The 23,003-nt window shown below is 50.9% G+C and carries 21 protein-coding genes; 9 read left to right on the forward strand and 12 right to left on the reverse strand.

Annotation, left to right across the window (positions count from 1 at the left end; genetic code table 11):
* Positions 1-10: 10 nt before the first annotated feature.
* Both AC50Y5_RS19750 and AC50Y5_RS19755 read right to left on the reverse strand, forming a co-directional pair.
* Entirely contained in the window at positions 11-811 is an 801-nt protein-coding gene (locus AC50Y5_RS19750) for a pyruvate, water dikinase regulatory protein (RefSeq protein WP_056041279.1), read from the reverse strand.
* On the reverse strand, positions 808-1,497 hold the full coding sequence (locus AC50Y5_RS19755) for a helix-turn-helix transcriptional regulator (protein WP_056041278.1): 690 nt from the start codon (positions 1,495-1,497) through the stop codon (positions 808-810). Before AC50Y5_RS19755 ends, AC50Y5_RS19750 begins: the two co-directional genes overlap by 4 nt.
* A 302-nt stretch (positions 1,498-1,799) precedes the next feature.
* On the opposite strand from AC50Y5_RS19755, the gene AC50Y5_RS19760 reads away from it, so the two are divergent.
* Genes AC50Y5_RS19760 through AC50Y5_RS19770 form a run of 3 tightly spaced genes read left to right on the forward strand, consistent with a single transcriptional unit; the run spans position 1,800 to position 4,392 of the window.
* Complete coding sequence (locus AC50Y5_RS19760) at positions 1,800-2,861, forward strand: ABC transporter substrate-binding protein (RefSeq protein WP_494863141.1); 1,062 nt, start codon at positions 1,800-1,802, stop codon at positions 2,859-2,861.
* A complete protein-coding gene (locus AC50Y5_RS19765; RefSeq protein ID WP_494863143.1) occupies positions 2,836-3,594 on the forward strand; it encodes an ABC transporter permease in 759 nt (252 codons plus the stop codon). Before AC50Y5_RS19760 ends, AC50Y5_RS19765 begins: the two co-directional genes overlap by 26 nt.
* 24 nt (positions 3,595-3,618) lie before the next feature.
* Complete coding sequence (locus AC50Y5_RS19770; RefSeq protein WP_494863145.1) at positions 3,619-4,392, forward strand: ABC transporter ATP-binding protein; 774 nt, start codon at positions 3,619-3,621, stop codon at positions 4,390-4,392.
* A gap of 90 nt (positions 4,393-4,482) precedes the next feature.
* Here AC50Y5_RS19770 and AC50Y5_RS19775 read toward each other — a convergent pair whose 3' ends face one another.
* Positions 4,483-6,267 carry a M3 family oligoendopeptidase gene (locus AC50Y5_RS19775; RefSeq protein ID WP_494863147.1) on the reverse strand — a complete coding sequence of 595 codons (1,785 nt, stop codon included), beginning with the start codon at positions 6,265-6,267 and terminating at the stop codon, positions 4,483-4,485.
* A gap of 341 nt (positions 6,268-6,608) precedes the next feature.
* On the opposite strand from AC50Y5_RS19775, the gene AC50Y5_RS19780 reads away from it, so the two are divergent.
* Positions 6,609-6,815 (forward strand): YycC family protein, encoded by a 207-nt coding sequence (locus tag AC50Y5_RS19780; protein ID WP_494863152.1) that lies wholly within the window; start codon positions 6,609-6,611, stop codon positions 6,813-6,815.
* A complete protein-coding gene (locus AC50Y5_RS19785) occupies positions 6,812-7,054 on the forward strand; it encodes a hypothetical protein (protein ID WP_056041267.1) in 243 nt (80 codons plus the stop codon). Before AC50Y5_RS19780 ends, AC50Y5_RS19785 begins: the two co-directional genes overlap by 4 nt.
* 187 nt (positions 7,055-7,241) lie before the next feature.
* On the opposite strand, the gene AC50Y5_RS19790 is transcribed toward AC50Y5_RS19785, so the two are convergent.
* The 3 genes from AC50Y5_RS19790 to AC50Y5_RS19800 form a co-directional block, all read right to left on the reverse strand.
* Complete coding sequence (locus AC50Y5_RS19790) at positions 7,242-7,949, reverse strand: DUF2225 domain-containing protein (protein ID WP_494863156.1); 708 nt, start codon at positions 7,947-7,949, stop codon at positions 7,242-7,244.
* Between the two features lie 14 nt (positions 7,950-7,963).
* On the reverse strand, positions 7,964-8,344 hold the full coding sequence (locus tag AC50Y5_RS19795) for a globin domain-containing protein (protein WP_172455524.1): 381 nt from the start codon (positions 8,342-8,344) through the stop codon (positions 7,964-7,966).
* A gap of 205 nt (positions 8,345-8,549) precedes the next feature.
* Entirely contained in the window at positions 8,550-9,437 is an 888-nt protein-coding gene (locus AC50Y5_RS19800; RefSeq protein ID WP_056041264.1) for a LysR family transcriptional regulator, read from the reverse strand.
* A gap of 120 nt (positions 9,438-9,557) precedes the next feature.
* On the opposite strand from AC50Y5_RS19800, the gene AC50Y5_RS19805 reads away from it, so the two are divergent.
* Positions 9,558-10,943 (forward strand): MFS transporter, encoded by a 1,386-nt coding sequence (locus AC50Y5_RS19805; protein WP_494863158.1) that lies wholly within the window; start codon positions 9,558-9,560, stop codon positions 10,941-10,943.
* Between the two features lie 108 nt (positions 10,944-11,051).
* Here AC50Y5_RS19805 and AC50Y5_RS19810 read toward each other — a convergent pair whose 3' ends face one another.
* The 4 genes from AC50Y5_RS19810 to AC50Y5_RS19825 all read right to left on the reverse strand — a co-directional run bounded on the left by AC50Y5_RS19810 (position 11,052) and on the right by AC50Y5_RS19825 (position 15,522).
* Positions 11,052-12,566 carry a DUF3502 domain-containing protein gene (locus AC50Y5_RS19810; protein ID WP_494863160.1) on the reverse strand — a complete coding sequence of 505 codons (1,515 nt, stop codon included), beginning with the start codon at positions 12,564-12,566 and terminating at the stop codon, positions 11,052-11,054.
* A gap of 115 nt (positions 12,567-12,681) precedes the next feature.
* Positions 12,682-13,566 carry a carbohydrate ABC transporter permease gene (locus AC50Y5_RS19815; RefSeq protein WP_494863162.1) on the reverse strand — a complete coding sequence of 295 codons (885 nt, stop codon included), beginning with the start codon at positions 13,564-13,566 and terminating at the stop codon, positions 12,682-12,684.
* A 12-nt stretch (positions 13,567-13,578) separates the two neighbouring features.
* Positions 13,579-14,535, reverse strand: a complete 957-nt coding sequence (locus AC50Y5_RS19820; protein WP_056041257.1) for an ABC transporter permease — start codon at positions 14,533-14,535, stop codon at positions 13,579-13,581.
* 399 nt (positions 14,536-14,934) lie between these two features.
* On the reverse strand, positions 14,935-15,522 hold the full coding sequence (locus AC50Y5_RS19825) for a TetR/AcrR family transcriptional regulator (RefSeq protein WP_494863165.1): 588 nt from the start codon (positions 15,520-15,522) through the stop codon (positions 14,935-14,937).
* 125 nt (positions 15,523-15,647) lie between these two features.
* On the opposite strand from AC50Y5_RS19825, the gene AC50Y5_RS19830 reads away from it, so the two are divergent.
* Positions 15,648-16,499: an alpha/beta fold hydrolase gene (locus tag AC50Y5_RS19830; protein WP_494863167.1), complete on the forward strand. Its 852-nt coding sequence runs from the start codon at positions 15,648-15,650 to the stop codon at positions 16,497-16,499.
* A 63-nt stretch (positions 16,500-16,562) separates the two neighbouring features.
* Here AC50Y5_RS19830 and AC50Y5_RS19835 read toward each other — a convergent pair whose 3' ends face one another.
* Entirely contained in the window at positions 16,563-18,824 is a 2,262-nt protein-coding gene (locus tag AC50Y5_RS19835) for a helix-turn-helix domain-containing protein (RefSeq protein ID WP_494863169.1), read from the reverse strand.
* Between the two features lie 198 nt (positions 18,825-19,022).
* On the opposite strand from AC50Y5_RS19835, the gene AC50Y5_RS19840 reads away from it, so the two are divergent.
* Together AC50Y5_RS19840 and AC50Y5_RS19845 are read left to right on the forward strand one after the other, a co-directional pair.
* A complete protein-coding gene (locus AC50Y5_RS19840; protein ID WP_494863171.1) occupies positions 19,023-20,591 on the forward strand; it encodes a glycoside hydrolase family 43 protein in 1,569 nt (522 codons plus the stop codon).
* Between the two features lie 16 nt (positions 20,592-20,607).
* Entirely contained in the window at positions 20,608-22,029 is a 1,422-nt protein-coding gene (locus AC50Y5_RS19845; protein WP_494863173.1) for a glycoside hydrolase family 28 protein, read from the forward strand.
* 52 nt (positions 22,030-22,081) lie between these two features.
* On the opposite strand, the gene AC50Y5_RS19850 is transcribed toward AC50Y5_RS19845, so the two are convergent.
* Positions 22,082-22,963, reverse strand: coding sequence for a helix-turn-helix transcriptional regulator (locus AC50Y5_RS19850; RefSeq protein ID WP_056041249.1), 882 nt, complete (start codon positions 22,961-22,963; stop codon positions 22,082-22,084).
* Between the last annotated feature and the right edge of the window lie 40 nt (positions 22,964-23,003).

Here is a 23,003-nt window from a genome sequence, read left to right on the forward strand (position 1 = left end):
GGCTGCGCTGCTAGCTGTTCATCATTTCTATAATAATGCCAGCTGTTTCCTCAATAGCCCGGCTCGTTACATCGATGACAGGACAGCCAAGCTCCTCCATGACGCGTGACGCATGATTAAGCTCCTCCATGATGCGTTCCATGGAAGCGTATTGGGCCGAACCCGGCAAGCCCAGCGTCTTCAGACGCTCAGAGCGAATGTGCAGCAGTTGTTCTGGCTGCATCGTCAAGCCGACAATAAGGCGGCCTGGCAGCGGATACAACTCAGCAGGCGGCTTCACCTCGGGCATCAGCGGCAAATTCGCTGCCTTAATGCCTTTGTGGGACAAGAATACGCTAAGCGGCGTCTTCGACGTCCGCGATGCCCCAATCAGCACCACTTGGGCCTGTATAAATCCTCTTGCATCTTTGCCATCATCGTATTTAACCGCAAACTCAATCGCTTCCATACGGCGATAATATTCATCATCCATTGAATGGAGCAGGCCTGGCTTGCGCTTCGGAAAGCTGCCAAAGGTATCCACGTAGGCTTGCATCATCGGCCCCATCACATCGACTGCGCGTACACCCCAGCGTAAAGCTTCTTCCTTCATGAGCTCGCGCAGCTCCGGCTGTACGAGGGTATAGCTGATAAAGCCGCCTGTGCGGGCTGCTTCAGCAACAACCTGAATAACCTCGTCCTCCGTCTTCATATGGCCATAACGTTTAATTTTGACATGCTCCGAAGAAAACTGCCGCAGCGTTGCTTTCGCCACTGCCTCTGCTGTCTCGCCCACCGCATCGGAGCACACGTATATGATTTCTTCTGTCATAAACCTTGTTCCCCCAGTTCCTCTGCTGCTGCGATGTCCGACATCAGACGAATAATATTGGATTTGGACACCCAACCGGTAACCTCGGGACCTTGACCGGACTCGTCCACCGACGTAATAACCGGCAAACAGTCCACTTGATGTAAAATCATTTTGCGAATCGCATCCGCCACCGAATCATCACTGGAAAGCGTCACGATATTCGGAAAACGCGTCATAACCATGCTTACAGGAATGGATGCAGCTCCCGCATTGCCTAGCGTAATTTTCAGCAAATCCTTGGGCGTTACGATGCCGACAAATTTTTTCTCTTCATTAACAATCAGCAGCGTATCCGCATTTTCGGTAAACAGAGTGATTACAGCATCATGAACGGAAAGCGTATCCGGTATGTTCACTGGTACTCCTTGTATTTCGGCAACCTTCATATGATCAAAGCGCTGCCTCGTTTCCGAATTGTCCACGCCGCGGTAGGCATTGCCTAGGAAATAACCGACTTTCGGCTTGGCATCAAGAAGCCCCAGCATCACGAGCAGCGAAAAATCCGAGCGCAGAGTAGGACGGCTCACGCCTATATAATCTGCAAGTTGCTCTCCGGTAACAGGCGCATGCTTCTTTACCAGCTCAATAAGCTCTAACTGCCTGGATGATAGCTGTATAACGTTCTCTCCCCCTCTCGACCATATCTATCTATAAGATAGTCATCATATTGAATGGTCATTATCCGCAATTAATATAACACATATAAATATGATGCACAATATATAAGACGTCATAAACCTATTAGTGTTTCTGATAGCAGATGAAAGAGAACGATATAATGCTCATAAATCCCCTTTTAGAGAAAAATGACCCCTATATGACGCCCCTTGCCCCTCAGGCGCAAGTGAATCCCACATTTATGGGATGGTGCATTCTCCTCCACCCTCTATAATTGAGAATGATTCTTAACAAAACCACACAAACACTTAAGGAGTTGGACAAACGAATGGGTACATTTCGTCACCAGATCAGCAGGCTGCTAATGGCAGGCACACTTGCTGTATCCATGATTATTGCCGGCTGTTCCAGCAGCGAGAAGGAGCCCCAGGCTTCAAGCCCTGCTTCGAATGCAACGGCGTCAGCGGAAACATCGGCAGAAACCGCTGCACAGCAGCAGGCAACAGCAACAGCAGCACAGGAAGCACAGGCTGTCACTTTTCTAACGCCAAAGGCGCCTTCGCTCATTCCAGCACTTCTTGCAGCAGACAAGCCTGCGGATACGATTGCGCTTAAAATAGAAACTTGGGATACGATTGAGCAGTTGCTCGCCCGCGTCCAAAACGGCGATGCCGCCTTTATTGCAGCTCCGCTTAATGTGGGCAGCAATCTTTATGCCAAAGGCTTGCCGGTTCAGCTCATTCAAGTCAATACATGGGGCTCCATGTACCTCATATCGACGGATACGGAAAAACAAACGCTCGCCGATCTTGCAGGCGAAACCGTCTATATTCCCGGCCAAGGCGGCCCTCCCGACACGTTGACGAAATATTTGATTAGCGAAGCAGCACTTGCTTCGGATATTGAGCTCGCCTATTCGACGATTCCGGATATGATGCAGCAGCTTGCTGCGGGTACGATCAAGCATGCCGTGCTGCCGGAGCCAGTCCTTAGCGGACTGCGCATGAAGCTGGAAGGCAAGCTGTCCGAGGTGGTCGATTATGATGCGGAATGGCAAAAAGCATTTGGCGAAAGCTTGCCGCAAACCGGCGTATTCGTGAATAGCGAATGGGCCAAAACCAATAAAGAAGCAATTGCCGCCTTCCAAAGCCAGTATAAAGCAGCGCTCGAGGAAGCCATTCAGCCAGGCGCTAATTTAACTGCGGCTGCCGAAGCCTTCGGCATGCCGGAAGCTGTTTTGACGCAGGCCATGGGCAAAATTACACTTTCCTTCAAGACAGCTGCGGAATCACGTCAAGAAACGGATCGCTACTTCGATATATTGCTGAAAATGGCGCCAGAGTCGGTCGGGGGCAAGCTGCCGGATGATGGCTTCTACTACGCGCCGTAATGGCTTGCGGCCAATAAGCGCCGCATTGCTCCTGCTGCTCGTTTGGGCGGGGGCGGCGCGTTTGTATCCGCCGGTCATTTTGCCCGGTCCCATCGAAACGCTGCAAGCATTGGCAGCACTCGTTGCCGAAGGAGCGCTGTGGGAGCCGCTGAAGCGGACCATCGCCCGTTTTGCCGCAGGCTTCGCGTTCGCCTTCCTGCTTGGAGCCGGACTAGGCGTGGCTGCCGGATGGCGGGACAGCGTACAGGCATATATTCGCCCCGCCATTTCACTGCTTCAGGCGGTACCGCCTGTGTCTTGGATGCTGTTAGCCATCATGTGGCTGGGCACGAATGGCGGGGCACAGGTGCTAATCGTCACGATTGCGCTTGTTCCTGTTTTCTTTTTCAATACGGTCGAAGGGGTCAGGCAGGCTCCGCGCGAGCTGCTGGAAATGGCCGCTGTGTACCAAGTAGGCGCAGGCAAACGAATTGCCGGCATTTATATGCCCGCATTGAAGCCCTTCTGGTCGGCCGCTGTTATGGTCAATCTCGGTATGGGCTGGAAAACGGTTGTCATGGCGGAGCTTATTAGCGGTCATACGGGGATCGGCGCGTCGATGAATACGGCGCGAATTTATTTGGAAATACCGGACGTTATGGCATGGACGCTCGTCATTGCCCTGCTCGGCCTTTCAATGGAGCAGATCGCACGAAAGCTGCTCCATCGCAAAGAACCGGCAGCTGCCGATTAACATGATCTAGAAGGAGAAACGCTGATGCAATTCGTCAACATCAAGCTGACCTTTGGCGGCAAAACCGTTTTCCAAGATTTTTCCCTGCAATTGGGCGAAGGAAACATCACCTGCCTGATGGGCGCCTCCGGCATTGGCAAAACCTCGCTTCTTCGCTGTGCAGCAGGCTTGGAGAAGCCCGAGCAAGGCCGGGTGATTCGCAACAGCAGCATCAACAAGCATCGCATTAGCTGCGTGTTCCAAGAGCCACGTTTGCTGCCCGGCAAAACGGTGCTCGAAAATGTACTTTGGGTGCTAGGTCCAAACAGCGCCAAGCCTGCTAAAAACAGCTGCACGCGCGATAAGGTCATTGAACTGCTTCGCGAAGCAGGACTTGCGGCTGCCATCCATCACTACCCCCACCAGCTCAGTGGCGGCATGCGGCAGCGTGTTTCGCTCGTGCGGGCATTCGCTGCCGGCCCTGATTTGCTGCTGATGGATGAGCCGTTTCAAAGTCTTGATCCAGCCGCAAGGCTTAACATGCAGCAGCTTCTGCTCAAGCTGTGGGACAAGGACAAGCCCACCGTGCTCCTCGTCACCCATGACTGCGATGAAGCTTTACGGCTTGGTTCGAGAATCGTTCTGCTAGCAGGCTCCCCCGCCTCAGTAGCCTTGGACGTTCATGAAGACCAGCATCTGATCCAAGTCAGCGAAGAATACCAAACGAGCAACATGCGCCCTGCGGAGACAAGCCTCGGATCAGCTTTCAACGAAGCAGATCAACAGCTCCTGAAGCAGCTCATTGGCGCGGAAACCTAAATTTAAACCTAAACCTAAGAAGCCAGCAGGCCTCGGGAAGCTTTTCCCGGCTCTGCTGGCTTCTTTTTCTTCAATAATAAGCGATCTATGTTATTCCTCTGTCATCTCCAGGAACAGCTTTACATCGGCCGTCGTCAACGCGACCGCCTCCCGCCAGAAATCGGGCTCCTCCAAATTGACGCCCAAATGCTTTTGCGCCAAATCCTCAACCGTCATGCGGCCGGTATCTTGCAGCAGCGCCACATAGCGGTCGGCAAAAGCTGCCCCTTCCTTCACGGCCCGTGCGTAAATGCCCGCGCTGAACAAGTAGCCGAACGTATACGGGAAGTTGTAGAAAGGCACATCTGTGAAGTAGAAATGCAGCTTCGAGGCCCAGAACAGCGGATGCACCTGTCCGAATGCGCCGCAGAACGCTTCACGCTGCGCCTCCTCCATCAGCTTGTTGAGCTCATCTACGGTCAGCATGCCTTCGGCACGACGCTCATAGAAACGAGTCTCGAACAAAAACCGCGCATGGATATCCATGAAAAAGGATACCGCGCTGCTCAATTTTTCTTCCAGCAGAGCGATTTTCTCATCTTTGTCCATAGCTGCCTTAAGCGCGGAATCCGATACGATCAGCTCTGCGAACGTCGAGGCTGTTTCGGCCACATTCATCGCATATTCCTGCGAATAGGCTGGCAAATCATTCATCACATGCTGATGGTAAGCATGCCCAAGCTCATGCGCAAGTGTCGACACATTCGATGCGGTACCCGAATACGTCATAAAAATTCTTGTCTCTTTGCTTTTCGGCAATGAAGTACAGAAGCCGCCTGGACGCTTGCCCGGACGATCCTCGACCTCGATCCATTGGTCTACAAATGCTTTTTCTGAAAAAGCGGCCAGCTCCGGGCTGAACTTCGCAAACTGCTCTAAAATTTGCGCCGCGCCCTCGTCATAGCTGACGACCTTCTCTGCCGTACCGATGGACGCGTACATATCGTGCCAATCCATTTGCTCGACACCAAGCAGCTTCGCTTTGCGCTGCATATATTTAACCAGCTCCGGCTTGCCCTCGTTGATCGCCGACCACATGGCCCCAATCGTCTTCTCGCTCATCCGGTTCATTTGCAGCGGCTCCTTGAGCGCTGAGTCCCAGCCCCGCTTGCCATACAATTTCAGGCGGAAGCCGGAAATCCGGTTCAAGGCGTCTGCGCACAGATCAGCCTGCTCGCCCCATTCCCGTTCCCACTCGGCAAAAGCCGCCTGCCGCACCGAACGGTCACTCGCTGACAGCTTATTGAACATCTGCCCTGCCGACAGCTCGCGCTTCTCGCCATCCGCGCCGATATCATTAAATTTCGCCCGCGATACGACGAGATTGTACAAATCTCCCCAGCCATGATAGCCGTCTACCGCCATATCTTCGATTAAAGACTCCAGCTCTGGAGACAGCTTCTCCTTCGCTTGCTCGCGGCGCTCCGTCAAGCTGAATGCAATCTCAGCCGCTGGCCCCTCGCTGATCCATGCTGTCCAGCTTGCATCATCAACGCTGCGCAGCACATTATCATAGCGCGTCAATGCGCCTTGGAAGGCCGCATTCAGCGTCTTGATGCGATCATTCAAGGCGGTTGCAGCTTTGTCCTTCATATTTTGCGCGGTCAAACAAGCCACGAATGAATCCGACTGACGCATCCGCAGCAAAACCGACTGCACAAGCTCCGTTGCCCTGTTTAAATAAGCGGCTCCCTCCTGTGGTGCTGCAAGCAGTCCTTCAAGCTCCGACAGTTCCTGCTGCACCGCAGCCAGCTCCGCTGCAAAAGCCTCCGAGCCCGCTCCTCCTGCATAAATCGAGTCCAAATTCCATGTTAATGAATAATGACCAACTGACATCCGTCTATCTCCTCTCCTAGCCCAATCTTCCTTAATGACTAAATCAACCAAGGTGAAACGGCTATCGCCGTCCTTTGGTGGCGCAGCGCGTTTCAGTCCGAGAAATATAGAGAAAGGATGAGAAAATCATATACTTTCCTATATTTCAAGCGTAAACGGCTGAAGCCGTCCTTCGGCGGCAAAGCTGTCGTTTCAAGGGTGAAATATAAGCCTATTTATAGGTGTGAAACTTATTAATGCTTATATTTCATTAAAAACCGCCCGTAAGATTCGCTTTTCATTTGCGCATTCTTTGGAGGCGGTGTATAACTTAATTATATACAGATTGGAGGATTTCTACCATGTCCCAGCCTTTACAAATTTCAGCGGATACTGCAATCAAGCTGTCCAAGCAGCTCGGCATCCCGATTGAGCACTTAATGCATATGCCAAAACATATTTTGCTGCAAAAGCTCGGTGAGCTCGCCAAAGCCGAAGCCGAAGCCGAGGCTAACACAGCCGCTGCGAACCCATCAGAAGATGAAGCTTCAGGAGACAAGCCTGTATGATTCCGTTTGAGAACACCTGGCCCTACGACATTATGATGAATGACATCTATGTACATGATTGCCCGTTTTGCCAGGCCAGCAATGTGCTAATCCCGATTCGTCCCAAGGAAATCCCGCTCATCCAGCAAGGCAAAAAAAAGCTGCTGGTCTTTCCCTGCTGCCACAACCGAGTAACGATTATCGATGTAGATGGCGACTACTTGCTGGCAACCGAGCGCTTGCGCAAGCTGGACGGCTAACTCGTTAGCGCGGACAGGTCCTATCACATATCCGAAGCATCCTGCTCCCGTTCAACTAATGGAAGCCTCGGACTATTAGCCGCTTGCCGCATAGCAAAAACAAGAAGCTTCCACACCCGCTGCTTACAGCGGAAATGCGGAAGCTTCTTCATTCGTTCCAGGCTGCTTCAAGCTTGCTTGAAGCGTATTATGCAGATGTCAGCTCGCCATGCGGCTCTTGCTCCAGCATTCTGCTCGTTTCCTGTTCCTCGCGAATGAGCTGCCACTGCTCGCGGCTCGCCCGTATCATCGCGGCATCCATAATGCGCTTGTCATTGACGATGCGCGAGAACCAGCGTACAGCCTCTGCGCGTTCGCCGATGCGTCTATTCAGCTCGCCAATCAAATACATCAGCTTGGCCCCATTGAGCTCCGCGCCTTCCCCTTCAAAAACTTTCACATACGCTTGCAGCGCAAATCTCAGAAAACGCTGCTCCTGGGCGTGGTTGCCCTCATAGCGGTACAACCATGCAATGTGATGCAAAATGCCAGCGATCACACGCGGGGATTCGCCCACCGATTGAGCCGACAACAGCGCCAGCTTGTACGTCGCCATAGCCTGCTGCAGCGAGCGCTCACCGCTGAACTCACGAGCAACCCAGCGCGAGCCGACATTTTCATAATAGCTCAGCTTCTGCTTATCGCTCAGCCGTTCTGTGCCATTCTCTGTCGTTGCATAACCGCAAGTCGGGCATACGCGAACGACATAATAATCGGGATTTATATCCGCTTTATAATAACCGCAGAAGTCTGTGTCTGACTTCACCGCTTTCTTAAAACTAGGACGCACGCGCGAGGTCATAAAACTTGTCTCACAGCAAATGCATTGTACTTTCGTTTCATATAGCGGTTCCATACAGACCACATCTCCTATTCTGGTGTGTTTACAAAATGATGGGCAGGTCCTGATAGTCTTTCGATAACAAATTGTCTCAGCTCGTCTTCAATGCCTACTTCCTGAAGCGCTCTGTTCATGCAATCCAGCCAAGCTTCGGCACGCGCAGGCGTAATCTCGAATGGCATATGCCGTGCACGCATCATCGGATGCCCGAAAGCATCGGAGAATAACGTCGGCCCTCCAAAAAACTGGGTGAGAAACATATGCTGCTTCTCCATCACCGGATTAATATCTTCCGGAAACAATGGACCGAGTAATGGATGTGCCTGTACCTTTGGGTAGAACGACTCTACAATAAGCCTTAAAGACCTATCTCCACCAAGTGCTTCATAGAGGCTTATATTCCTATTCATCGTCATTTTCAGCTCCAATTTGTAGGTATTTAGTATTATATCATAGAAAAATTTGACTGTCTCAACCTTTTTTCTCCGTATCACCTTGCTTCCAACCTAATAGTCCCGGTTCGTACTGGGCCATAAGACTATTATAATATAAATAGGCCTGCTTTTATTTTGTTATCCCCCTCTAAAAACGGCGAATTCGTGATCAATCATCTGATTAAATGCTCTGTTCGGACAGCCCCCGAAAGTACTCGATAACAACCTCGCGGAATTCCAGTGCAGCCCGGGAAAGGTACCGAGTCCTGTGCCGCAATAAAGCGATCTCCCGAACCAATTCGTATTTTTCTACTTGGACATAGTTGATAGCTTCCCGTGAATTCCTTGCCGTGCTTGGTATGAAGGCGATGCCAATCTCGGCTTCCACCAGTGCGCTTAGCCTTGCAGGTTCATTGCCCTCATACACATAGTGAGGGGCAAATCCAACCGATTGGCAAACAGAGTCCACCAAATCGCGGGTCCCATAGCCTTTTTTCACACCGACGAACGATTCATTTCTTAGCTCTGTTAAGGATATGCTGCTTCGGTCTGCCAGCCGATGCCCCACTGGAACCGCTACGAGGATGGGATCCATGAACACGATTTCACATTCAATGTCATCTCCATTTATAGGAGGGGACGACAAGCAAAAATCGACCTCTCCTCTATGCAGAAGCGTTACCATTTCCTGCGTAGTCAGCATTTGCACATGGAATTGGAGATTGGGCCGCTTTTTTCGGAACTCGCGAAGGATATGGGGCAGCGTACTTGCGGCGGTCACCGCCAATTTCAAGGCGCCATGCTCCGGGCTGGATAAATCGCTAAGCTCCTGCCTCCCTTGTTCCAATTCAAATAAAGCCCTTTCTGCACGCTGAAGGAAGCGGTTTCCGTACTCATTGAGCCGCAGCTTCCTTCCAACTCGATCGAATAAAGGGACCCCTAGATTTTCCTCTAAGCGTTGAATCGTTTTGCTTAATGACGATTGCGTAACGTGCAAGCTTTGGGCTGCTTCGGTCATATGTTCCAATCGAGCCACTGTGATAAAATATTGCAATTGAAGAAGTTCCATTTCCGCCCTCCATTCATTCACTCATTCCTTCAAGTGAATGAAATCATAACATAAAATGCGTTGGAATGAATAAGCGATTTCAAGTACGATGAGAATAATACACGTTGGGGGTGACCAAAAATGAATGTTCGCAACAGATGGTTATTGATTTCCGTTGGACTGGGTGTGCTTTTGAACCCATTAAATTCCTCAATGATTGCTGTTGCTATTGCAAGGCTGCAGGATGTGTACCGCCTTGCATTTACAGATGTTTCATGGATTATTTTTGTATTCTACATTGCGAGTGCTGTCGCTCAGCCTGTGATGGGAAAAGCCAGCGATTTATTCGGTCGCAAGAAAATATTTCTTACGGGGCTTGTTGTAGCCTTCGTTGCTTCTTTATTAGCTCCACTATCGCAAAGCTTTGGGCTGCTCATCGTGTTTCGCATTGTACAAGCAATCGGAACAAGCATGATGGTTGCGGTTGGCATGGCCATTGTACGGATTCATATTACGGAGAAACAAGCGACTGCGCTGTCCGTTATGTCCATATTCCTTTCAGGAGCGGCGGCAATCGGCCCCTTTATTGGCGGAGTTTTGATTCACTGGTGGGATTGGCATGCGATTTTCTTCGTCAATATTCCGTTCGTAGTAGCAAGCTTTCTATTAGCTTGGAGGACGATTCCAAATGACCAGCCGCCAACAACCGTTACTCGGGACATGTCCTTCCGTAAATGGTTTGCTTTGATGGATGCGCCAGGGATAGTGCTCTTCACAGCAGGTCTGGTTGCGCTGCTCGTTGGCTTGCTGTCAGCAAAATCAGTAGGGCACGTCTCCGCTTGGAATGTCATTGCCTTGCTTGCAGGACTTGCGCTGCTGGTCGCTTTCGTACGACACGAGCTAAAGGCAGCATCCCCTTTTATTCCTTTGCGCGCATTCGCCAAATATCCTGCGATGACTTGGGTCAACGTCCAATTTTTGCTCGTTAACCTGCTTTTTTACTCGATCTTTTTCGGGCTTCCATCCTACTTGCAAATGGTACGTCATATCAATGAATTCCATACAGGCATCCTCATGCTAAGCTTGGGTTTATGCTCGCTCGTCGTTTCTCCAATAGCAGGACGATGGATCGATAAATCAGGTCCTCGCCCCGCCTTGCTAGTATCTGCAATACTGATGGCACTGGGGTCCATTTGGATCGTGACCTTGGATGCTTCTTCACCAGTTATTAGTGTATGTTTCGCTTTAGCCGCATTCGGTGTTAGCAACGGGTTGAATAATGTCGGCATGCAAGCCGCTTTGTTCCAAAGCTCTCCAAAAGAAATCATTGGTGTAGCTTCCGGGTTGTTTAATACATCAAGATATTTGGGGACCATTCTCTCATCCTTACTGATAAGCATCGTAATGGGAGGTGCGTTCAACGCCGGGGGATTTCGAGTGCTTGGCATTATCCTTACGGTAATTGCAATTTCCTTGGTATTCATGAATCGGCGGCGCTTGGAGTCAGGGCAGCTGGCAAGTCCGTAAAGCAGGCTGCACATAAAAAAGGCGGTACAGCGCTCGTGTAAGCAGCTGTACCGCCTTTCTCTTTCCTAACTCGTGCACTATGCGACTGCTTCCATAAGACAGACTGCCTTACGGCTTGGCAGCGTACCATGCGGAAAATTGCTTCTGGTATTCCTCCTTGTATTTGTCAAAGCCTGCGGCCTTTAGCTTATCCAATGCTTTCGGGAAATACGTATCGTAGTCCAGGAAGCCGCTGGCTATTGGCGACAACAGCTCCGAGAATACGCCATTGATTTTGGTTTCCTCGTTTTTGACTGGCGTATTATCGAAGTTGAAGCCTGCACCCTTCGAAATAATCGCATCATCGTCCCATGCTTTATACTGGGCAATAAAGTCTTCTGGAACCGTATTGTCGAAACGCATAAAGTTTTTATTCATCAGCAGCCAATCCGGTATAAGCGAATCGGTAGTGGTACGTGTCAGTCTGCCGTTCTCATCAAGCGTGTAGTCCTTATCCTTGATGCCATACGCGAACAAATCGTACAGCTCCTGATTTTTCTGAAGCAAATTGAAGAACATCACATAACGCTCGGGATCAGCAGCATTAGCCGATACAAACCATGCGGTGCTATACGTGCCACGGCTAATCTTTGGCTGATCCTTGCTCAAAAAATAGTTGGCAAGCTTCGCTGTCGGAACAGCCTGCGTTATCGAAGCCGCGCCTTCAAACGGACGCGCTGCCGTTCCAGCCCAGAACATCGCCTTGCCGGAGTTCCAATCGGATTGCAATTGAGGCAGGTTAGTCGCAGCATATTTAGGAATAATGCCCTTCTGGTACCAGCCCTTCATTATCGCGGCATATGCTTTGAACTCCTCGCTTTCAAACCAGCTGATCACTTTGTCATCCTTGGCTGATTCATCAATAGCGAGCATATCATTTTGCCAGAACAAATTTTTGTCCGTATATTCGTACATCAGCAATCTGCGGGCGTCCGTGCTTGCAAAGCCAATCAGCTCAGGATGCTTCGCATGGACTTTGTCATAAAATTGCTCCAGCTCCGCCAACGATGAAAGGCTGGTCATTCCAACCTCCTCCAGCAAATCCTGGCGCGCCAGCACGCTGTAGAACTCCCCCGAGTTTGGCTTATTGCCTACCGGAACCGCATACTGCTTGCCGTCAAGCTGGAAGGCCGTAAAGGAATTGTCATCAATCGATTTCTTCAGATCGCCAGCCGCTTTTTCCATAAATGGCGTCAGATCGGTATAAAGTCCTTTTGCTACGGACTTGACCATATAATTCGTATCCGTATAGGTTGCAAAATCCTCGCCGGTTGACAGCATCAAATCGGTTTTCCCGCCGCCGTATTCTGTCCAGGGCAGAAACTGAAATTCAATGTCGGCGTTGATTTCTTTTTTGATCAGATCCTTAAATTCTGCTTTGGAAAGCTCCTTCATGCGGTTCGACTCGTCGCCGTAAAGGACGATTTTGAGCTTGGCCGGCTTAAGCCCGCTGCCAGCGCTTTCATTATTTGTGCCATTAGCAGGCGATGCAGATTCATTCCCGTTATTGCTTCCCGTGCCGCAGGCAGTGACAAGCAGCAGCGCTGCCAAGAGCAGAGCTGACCATACGCGTTTCTTTACCATGTGTGAACCCTCCTGTATTGTTTTTATGTTTGTATATTGTTCAATGGCAACATGGACGCTGATCTAATATAAAGGAATTCGTCCATCATACCATGTACAACCGCAAAAAGCCGTATCAGCCCTTGACGGAACCGACGATAATTCCCCTTACGAAATAACGCTGGAGGAACGGATACAAAATCGCGATCGGCAGCACGGTCAGACAGGTCATCGCCATCTTGGCCGTCTCCAGAGGAGGGGCAACGATAGCGCCGCCAATTTGCGCGCTGTTTCCAGAAGCCAAATATTGAATGTTAGCCATCATGTTGTACATCATGTATTGAATCGTATACAGCCTCTCCTCCGAAACAAGCAGCAGCGGCAAGTAGAAATCATTCCAGAACTGCAGCGCATAAAATAGGGAGATCGTCACAAGACCAACCTGTCCAAGCGGCAGCATAATACGGAAAAAGATATGAATATGGCCCGCACCGTCGATTTGAGCGGATTCGATAATTTCATGCGGAATGCTTTTGAAATAATTGGCCTGCAAATACATAAGAAACACGTTGAGCAAGTAAGGAATGAACAAACCAGCAAGCGTATTGTCCAGATGATAATATTTCGTAGCTAAAATATACCAAGGCAGCGTGCCGCCACTGAACAGCATCGTAAAATAAGCCATAAAGGCGAAAAAGTTGCGGTAGCGGAAGCCCTTCACCGATATAACGTAGGCGTAGGCTGTCGTAACGAGCACGGCGGACGCTGTGCCGAGCACCGTAACGACTGCGGACGTCAAATACGCTTGCAAAATTTGCTCCGCCTTCGAGCCAAACATAAAGGCATACGTGTCTAGGCTGAAGCCCCGAGGCAGGAAGGAATAACCTTCCGCTGCGAGCCTCGACTCTGTCGAGAATGAGCCTGAGACGGCCATTACGAACGGAATGAGGCAAATAAGGGCGAATAGGCTGATGCAGGCATAAAAAAAGATAATGAGCGTTTTGTTTTCTTGATTAGCCATATCACATGTCTCCTAAAATAGTTTGCTTTCCTTGTCGTACCATCCAGCCAGCTTGTTTGCGATCAGCACGAGCAGAAACCCGAAGACGGACTGATACAGCGTAATAGCTGAAGCGAAGCCGAATTCGCCGGAGCGGATGGCTGTACGGTATACGTACACGTCGATAATGTCGGTAGTCGGAAGCAGCAGCGGATTCAGGAAGGTGACGCCCATAATCATGCTGAGATCGCCCTTGAGCATCCCCCCGATTCCAAGCAAAGTAAGCAGGATGATCGACGGAATTAGCAGAGGCAGCGTAATGCGCGTAATCAGCTGTATGCGCGAGGCGCCATCTATTCGCGCGGCCTCATAATAAGAAGGATCGATGCCTTGCAGCACCGCATAATAAATGATGGCGCCATAGCCCGCGCTTTTCCAAATATTCGCAAGCACGAGCACAACTACGAACAGCCACGGATTGGAGTACCAGTCAACAGGCTGCATACCTACTGCCTCGAGCAGGCGGTTCATAACCCCCTTGTCAAAGTCGAGGAAGGAAAACAATATCGCCCCAATGACGATCCAGGAAATAAAATAAGGAAAAAACATGACGCTTTGCGTAATTTTGATAAAAAGCTTGCCTCTCAGCTCATTCAGCACGATCGCGATGGCTACTGAGAAAAACGTACCCGTAAGCATGTACAATACGTTCAGCATGACGGTATTGCGCGTGGCGCGGATCGCATTGTCCATGCTTGAGAAGAAAAATTCAAAGTTTGCGAAGCCTGCCCAAGGACTGCCGAATATGCCGCCGTTGAAATTGTAGTTTTTGAATACGAGTATGAGCCCGCTCATGGGCAGATAGGCGAATAGTACAAGTACAATAACGCCAGGCAGCGCAAGCAGAAACAGCGAGCTGTCATTGCGCAGCGACTTGAACCGTCGCCTTCCGCCTGCTGCTTTGCTAAGCTGAATAGCTTCGTCTGACATGATGTTTCACTCCCTCTGGTTTTAGTTTCGGTCTGTGGGTCCACTATAGCCCCGCTCAAAATGAAAGCGCAATCACAAATAAATGAAAACGCTTAAACAGTGCGAAATGGGCAGGCTTAAAAAAAGTGAAATCCCTTAAAAAATAAAAAAAAGCCCTAGAAATGGGGCTTTGCAGCGAGGATCACAAGGCTTATATAGTAAAAGGAGGTTGTCCAATAAGTCCCCAAAATAAAAAGATGGGCGGAAAAATATCATGTTTTCCGTCCATCTTTTTTTGTACTTTCGCTTTGCAGGAAAGCAGTGAGGCGGATGCCCACCGCCTTCAATACCGAACCGCGCGGTTTTGCAAACCAATGTTCGGTGCAGCCCTCATCCTTTTGCTCTCGCTTCGCAGCTGCTTTAAAAAGCTTGCAATATGCGTTTAATTACTTGTTTGGCCTGCTCGCGGGCACGCGCGGGATCGTCCGATTCGGCAATGCCGATCCCCGCTTCCGTTACCGCGCCAAACAGCATATAAGCGGGCATGTCCAAGGGCTGCCTCTTCATAAGACCCGCTTCCATTAATTGCTCCAGCAGCAAAGTCGACAAGCCAACCACGCTTTGCCGCTCCTTCTCCCGCCATTCCGTCCAGCCGAGCACAACCGGAGCGTCCCTTAATACGATTTGCCGGTACTCCTTGTCAAGGCATCCCTCCAAATACGTATCGATGGCGGTCAATGCTTTTTCCCATGGGTCGTTCTTTTGTGCAATGGTCGTTGCGATTTGCTGCACCATACGATTTAGAAGCCGATCCACCACCTGGGCAAACAAATCTTTTTTATCCTTGAAATAGTAGTAGACCGCTCCTTTCGTCAGTTGTTCTCGCCTCACAACTTCATCAATTGAAGTTCCCGCATAGCCGTATTCGGCAAATTGCAATTGCGCCTGCTGCAGCAATGCTTCCTTCGTCCATTCGGCATCTTGTTTTTTTCGTCGTTTTTCGCTCATAACTGTATTATAACCGCTGAACCGCTTATTTGGAAAAGCTTTGGCCCGCAACATACTCTCGGTATGTATAACATACTGAGAGTATGTTATACTTTCTGCACAACCAAATTGGGAGGCTGATGCGATTGAAAATAGTATCCATTGAGGCAGGCACCATTCGCTACCGGGATGAGGGCTGCGGCAGTACAGTCGTTTTTTTGCACGGAGCTTTGAGCAACGGACATACATGGCGGAAAGTTGTTCCACTCTTGTCGAGCGAATTTCGCTGCATCGTTCCCGACCTTCCGCTTGGCGGCCATGCCATTCCGTTTGCCCACAAGGCGGATCTTTCGCCGCACGGCGTTGCGCTCCTTCTAGAACAGTTTTTCGAAGCCCTGAAGCTTGACAACATCGTTCTTGTCGGCAATGACACGGGGGGAGCTTACGGGCAAGTTTTTGCATCGCTTTATCCGGAACGTGTTTCTCATCTTGTCCTATGCAACACTGATGCATTTGAGGTTTTCCCTCCCAAAGCGTTTGCCTCACTGAAAGCCGGTGTCCGCATTCCCGGCTTTACGTGGCTCATGGCCATATTATTCCGTTGCAAAGCTTTGCTTACAACGCCTCTCGTGCTCGGCCTCCTCTCTCATCGCCTGACCAAGCATGAGGCGTCCACGCTCTATATTTCATCGTTTATTAAGCAACGCGGCATTCGGGCCGACTTCAGGAAGGTCGTAAAGGGCTGGTCTCCCCGCATCACGCTGCAGGCTGCCGAGCAACTTCGCCAATTTCGCCAACCAGTGCTTGTCCTGTGGGGAGCCGACGACGACAAGCTGTTTCCGCAGCAATTGGGGCTGCGGGTCAACGCTATTTTTAAACAGTCCACCTTCAAACTCATACAAAACTCGCGCACATATGTCCAGGAGGATCAGCCGGAGGCCTTTGCAGCTGAGCTCGCACATTGGCTGAACAACTCCTCTTCCGAACTCGACCGATAGTTGCAATAGAAAGGAACAACAGATGTGAATGTCGGGACAGCCCCTTGATTTTCACCCGAATTTTCAATTTCCCTTCTGCAAAATATAATTCAGGCGCCATTTGGATGGCGTTACGCCATAGCGTTTTTTGAACAGCGTTGTAAAATAGGTGCTGCTGTTATAGCCTGATTTTTCAGCAATTTCACGGATGTCGAGTTCAAGCTCGGCAATGAGGAGGCTGCGAGCATGCTCCAATCTAACCAGATTGACAAAATCGGGAAAGCTGCTGCCCGTCGCCTCTGTAATCAGGCGGCTCAAGTAAGGCGGACTAATCGTCAGCTTCTCTGCAAGACCGTTCAAGGAAAGCGTCTGGTCACCGAAATGGCTGCGGATATACGCGATGGCTTCACTAGCCAAATTGCGGGTTTGTACTGTATTTACTTCATTCAGCTTCCCATATGCCTCAACACACAGCTGCTCCAGCCATGCTCGCAGCTCCGTGTAGCTTCGCATACGCCAGATGCGCTGATAATGATCCAAGAAATCCGTATGCCGCGGCATGCTTTCGGCAAGGCCGGTTTCCGCTATTTTCTGAAGATCTGAAGCTAGTCTGGACAACGCAACCGTCGCCTGCTCTACTTTGTAGCTGCATGCGACTGCAAGCAAACGCTCGACCGCTTTTGGCAGCAGCTCGCGCTCCTGGCTTCTGACCGCTTGAAGCACAAATTCAAGCGTGCTGTCAGGAACGGAGCTGCTGTTCAAATGAATGATGTCATCTGCAAAGCTGAGAGATAAATGCTCATGCAGCTTTATATATTGAAGGCTGTTGCTGGCTTCGTCGTACATTTGCTTCAGCTGCAAGGAATCGGCAGATAGACGGCTTATGCCAATGGAGCATGCAGCCCCATCCCACTGCCTTATGGAGCCGCATAGCTGTTCCCATCGTTCGCGGAACGTTACATAATCTCCAAAGCTGCCGTTCTCCGTCTCGCTGACAATGAGAACGGCGGCTTCATGATGCGGGAAGAAGCCGCGGCAGGTGCCCGTCCCAGCAAATAGCTGCTCAGTCAGCTCTGGCAAGCCGCGGATATGTTCTCTCCACCTTGTCGCAGTCAGGCTGCCATCTCCGCTGGACAAACCGATATGCAACACAGCCACGCAAAATGTCCCATTGTCACCTGTCTGATTTATCGGCGGCAGCGCAGAAGGCACATGCTCGTCAGCCCGGTAAGGCGACGTTAGCCAGCGCAGCAGCGCGCTGTCTTCATTTTCCTGCTTGAGCGCCTTGACCCGATGCCCAATTTTCTCAAGCTCCCGGTTCGCTTCATCAAAACCGCCACCCTGCGGGAATGCAAGCCGATCGTCGGATAAATTGCGTATCGTCCCAAACAATGTACCGATTGGCTTATACATGCGATAGGACACAAAGGCAGCAATAGCTGAAGCAGCAGCTATCAGCACAAGGCAAAGCCCGACCATTAGATTGCGGGCGCTTGCGATGTCGCGGACGCTGTTTTTATAGGAGGTTTCCGAAATAAACCACAGCCCTCCATTTTGCGACTGATGATACGTAATCAGTTTTTTGTCCCCGCCGTCTGTTTTCCATACAAGCGTGCCCTCCTTGCTTTGTACAGACACAATTTGCTGCAGCAGCCTGCTATCGAACGCTTCCTCCGAAGAGTTGCTCTGCATGAGCACAATTCGGTCTGCATTTAGAACCGCATAGCGCGTATCTCCTTCATTGCTCGTATTAAATAAGTTTTCCTGCAGCTTCCTCAGGTTGATCGTCATCGCGATGGCACCATTGTATTCGCTGCTGCTGAAAGCTCGATCATTATAAAAAATGGTCATCATCGTTTCGCTTTGCCCATTATTCAGCGTCGCATTCCAGACAAACGGGGATTGCCTAATTTCGCTGTCCCGAACCCGTTCGAACAGCTCCTGCTTTGCCGCCTTGCCAAGCGGATTGTTCTCGAACATCATGACGGGAGCGCCCGGCCCCAAAATATAAGCGTTTTCAATAAAATTGTTGATCGTCAGCGTGCCGCGAATTTGGCTAAGCGCACTATAGAGCTGTTCGCTCCAACTGTTGTCTCCGCTCTGCATAACGGTATAAATGTTCGGATTATGGTAAAAGTCCATCGTGTAATTTTGCACCATGTCCATATATTTCATAAATACCGTCTCTGTATTGAGGAGGACGGTCTCGTTCGTTTTATTGACATTGTCTATCGTTTTTTCCCGGAACCAGAAAAACAGTACCGTGGACAGAACGAGCACCGAGCAAATCGAAATCAGCGCTAAGCTCATAAAAAAACGGACTTGCAGTTGCTTCTCTCCTGCCATCGCTATCGCCCCTTTATAGTTTCCACTATACACATTTCTTCGAGGAAAGTTAACTGCCTTATCAGCTGAAACTAGCACAACCATGACAAAAATATATAAAAAATATAAAATTGAGCATGAATGTTTCAAGATTATGATGTTTTTTTGATCTATACTTGTATGGGCTTACATTTTATTTACTGCTAGGAGGCAAATAGCATGCGCACATTCCAAAATCCTATTCTACCCGGCTTTTATCCCGATCCGTCAGCGATACGCGTCGGAGAAGACTATTATTTGGTTACATCAAGCTTTGAGTTTTTCCCCGGAGTTCCGATTTTTCACAGCAAGGATCTCGTCAATTGGCGGCAAATTGGACATGTGCTTGATCGTCCTTCCCAGCTCAATTTGGATGCAATTGCTCCATCAAGGGGCATTTGGGCGCCAACGCTGCGCTATCATAACGGGACCTATTATATGATTACGACCTTTGTAGACAACGACAAAGAATGCCATAACTTCTATGTCACCGCAACCGATCCCGCCGGAAGCTGGTCGGACCCCGTATGGCTGGAGGATGCGCCGGGCATAGACCCTTCCTTGTTTTTTGATGAAGACGGCAAGGTGTATTATACCGGGAACCGCTTCCCCCCAGAAGGGCAGCTTTATCCGAAGCATATGGACATTTGGCTGCAAGAGCTGGATTTGGAAAGCGGTAAGCTGGTCGGACCGAAGACGAGCATCTGGCAAGGCGCACTGAAGGTGGCCCACGCCCAAGAAGGCCCTCACTTGTACAAAATCGGCAGCTGGTACTATTTGCTGATCGCTGAGGGAGGAACCGGCCATACCCATGCGATTACGATTGCGCGCAGCGAATCGGTAGCCGGTCCCTATGAGGGGTATAAGGGCAATCCGATTCTCACTCATCGCCATCTGGGCCGCAGCTATCCGATTGTCAATGTCGGCCATGGCGAGTTAATTGAAACCCAGCATGGAGACTGGTGGATGCTTTGTCTCGCTTCCAGGCCGTATGGCGGCTATTATCGCAATTTGGGGCGTGAAACGTTCCTTGTGCCCGTTGTTTGGGAGCGGGAATGGCCGGTCGTCAATCCAGGCAAAGGAATTTTGGAGCTGGAAGCTTTGGCTCCAAGCTTGCCGGAGACGCTATGGCCGCAGCTGCCGGCGCGTGATGACTTCGACCAGCCGGAGCTCTCGCCGATCTGGAACTTTATTCGCACCCCGCGCGGCGATTTCTGGAGTCTCACAGAAAATCCGGGCTCATTGCGCCTTAAGCTGAAGCCGGACTCCATCGCTGCTGACAGCAACCCTTCCTTCGTCGGACGCAGACAGCAGCATATGAATTTCCGTGCTCAGACCACCATGAACTTTGCACCAGAGCAAGCTGGCGATGTCGCCGGCATCGTCCTGCTGCAAAATGCCGACTTCCAGTTCCGCGCAGAATATGGCAGCTATGATGGAAGCTCAGAAATCCGCCTTACCGAGCGGAGGCAAGGGGAAGAAACCGTGCTCGCCGCCATTCCTTACAGTGGAAGCCATCTAGAATTGAAGGCCGAGGCGCATGGCCAAAGCTACAGCTTCTGCTGGCGAGAAGCCGGGTCGCCAAATTGGCAGCCGCTTGGCGAAGCAGCAGATGGTACCCTACTCAGCACCGATAAGGCCGGAGGTTTTACGGGCGCCTATATGGGGATGTATGCTGCCTGCACCCATGCAGATCGCACACATTTTGCGGATTTCGATTGGTTCAGCTACGAACCGATTGCAGATTAGGCGGGAGGCTTGACGAATGGATACTACGGAAAAGATGCGATATCCGCTTCCGGCATTGCCGACTATCCCAGACAAAAGCTTCCTCGTAACGGAATTTGGAGCTGCGCCGGGCAGCCTGACGCTGTGTACCGCATCGTTCCAGCAGGCGATCGACGCCTGCTCCGCAGCGGGAGGCGGCCGAGTGATCATTCCACCGGGCCTATGGCGGACCGGGCCGCTGCGTCTGCATAGCCGGCTCGAGCTTCATGCGCAGCAAGGCGCACTGGTTATGTTTGAGCCAAAGGCCGAACTGTATCCGCTGGTGGCCTCGCATTTTGAGGGAGAATCGGCTGTTCGCTGCCAAGCGCCGCTCGATGGCGAGAATCTGGAAGACATCGCGATTACGGGTGAGGGCATTTTCGATGGGGGCGGACAGGGCTGGCGTCCGGTCAAACGCTTTAAGCTGACGAATGACCAATGGAATGGGCTGCTTCAATCCGGCGGGGCCGTTAATGAGGAAGGCGATATGTGGTGGCCGTCGCTTGAGGCGATGGAAGGAGAAGCACTTGCTCATGGGCTGCACCAGCGTGGCGTGACGACTTGCGAGGCGTATTTGCCTGCAAGAGCCTATCTCCGTCCTACCTTGCTTAGTCTGCGCGGCTGCTCCAGGGTAAGGCTTGATGGGCCAACATTTCAAAATTCCCCCGCTTGGTGCTTGCACCTGTATAACTGTGAGCAGGTAACAATCCGGCGGCTGAACGTTCGCAATCCTTGGCATTCCCAAAATGGAGATGGCCTTGATCTGGAATCCTGCCGCCACTCGCTCATCGAGCATTGCACCTTCGACGTTGGCGATGACGCTATATGCTTGAAGTCAGGCAAGGGCGAGGAGGCCAGAAAACGGGCACTACCCTGCGAATTCGTAACGATCCGGCATTGCACCGTCTACCATGGCCATGGCGGCATCGTAATCGGAAGCGAAATGTCCGGCGGCGTCAAAGCCGTATATGCCTCTGACTGCCAGTTCATCAGCACGGATATTGGCTTGCGCTTCAAAAGCGTTCGCGGCCGCGGCGGCGTAGTTGAAGATATTGTCATGGAAAGAATTCAAATGGCGGATATTGTGCGCGAGGCCATTTCGTTTCATTTCTTTTATGCCGGGGTGGAAGGCTCGGAGGGCTGCGATGAGCAGCTTTTTGAGGTGACAGAGGAAACGCCCGTCTTCCGCAATATTACACTGCGCGAGCTGACCTGCCACGGAGCTGCGACAACTTTGCTCATAAACGGGCTTCCCGAGCTGCCGCTAAGCGGCTTAACGGTTGATGGGCTCGAGGCAACAGCGGTTAACGGGGTAATCGCCCGCTATGCCGATCATTTAAAGCTGGAGAAATTGAAGCTTCATACGTCAACGCTCTCCGAGGTTCAGCTGTATCAATGTAAATATTCGACCGTTGAGTAAGCATTGGCATAAAAAAGGACGGCAATAGAGGCTCGCAGGCGAAGCACCTCCCTTAAAAAGGCTGATGCGGCGGAGCTTGTCCGTTTTTTGCCTGCTTGCGGTACTCCATCGGCGTGAGGCCGGTCGCTTTTTTAAACGTCTTATTGAAATGGGATAAATGCTCGAAGCCTACAGCTAACGCGATTTCCTGAATTTTCTGGCGGGAACCGCCAAGCAGCTGCTGCGCTTCACGAACCCGGATGTGAATGATGTATTCCCGAAAGCGGAAGCCGGTAAGCTTATGAAAAATTCGACTGAGATAGGAGCTGCTCAAATAAAAATGCTTCGCCGTATCCTCCAGCGTCACGGCTTCACGATAATGCTCACGCACGTAAGTCGCGATTTCAGACACTTTATGATGCAGCGAGTAACGAGAAGGATTTGACCGGCTTGCCGTATTCTCGAAGCGGCCTAGCAAAATGATCAGCTCCGCCAGCAAGGATAGGCAATAGGATTCGTAAAAAGGCTTTTCCTGCCGGCTTTCATCCAGCATTTTGTTAAGGAGGCGTTCCGTTTCCCCCTGCTCGCGCAGCGAAAGCGGGAAGACGCGAAACCCTCGTCCATGAAGCAGCAGCTCCAGCTTTTGCAATGCTTGCGGCAAAATGACAGGGTCATAATTAATGAGGATTCGCTCAAATTCCGCTACCTCGGAGCTGGCCGTCGCATGAATTTCATGCCCGGCAATCATAATAAGCTCGCCTTTATGCACGGTAACCACCTGTCCGTCCACAAAATAGACACGCTCGCCATCCAGCAGGTAGTACAGCTCGACCGAGGCATGGCTGTGTGGACGAGGCATCGCGGTGGCGCCTTTGCGCTTCATATGCTGAATGCTCAGCTTGCCGTCTTCCATATGATATTTCGGATTGAGGCTATCGGACGCAGACGCGGTCATGGGCATTCCTCCGTATGGAAACAAGGTTCACAATAATACC

It is taken from the genome of Paenibacillus sp. JT22N7 (assembly GCF_059383875.1).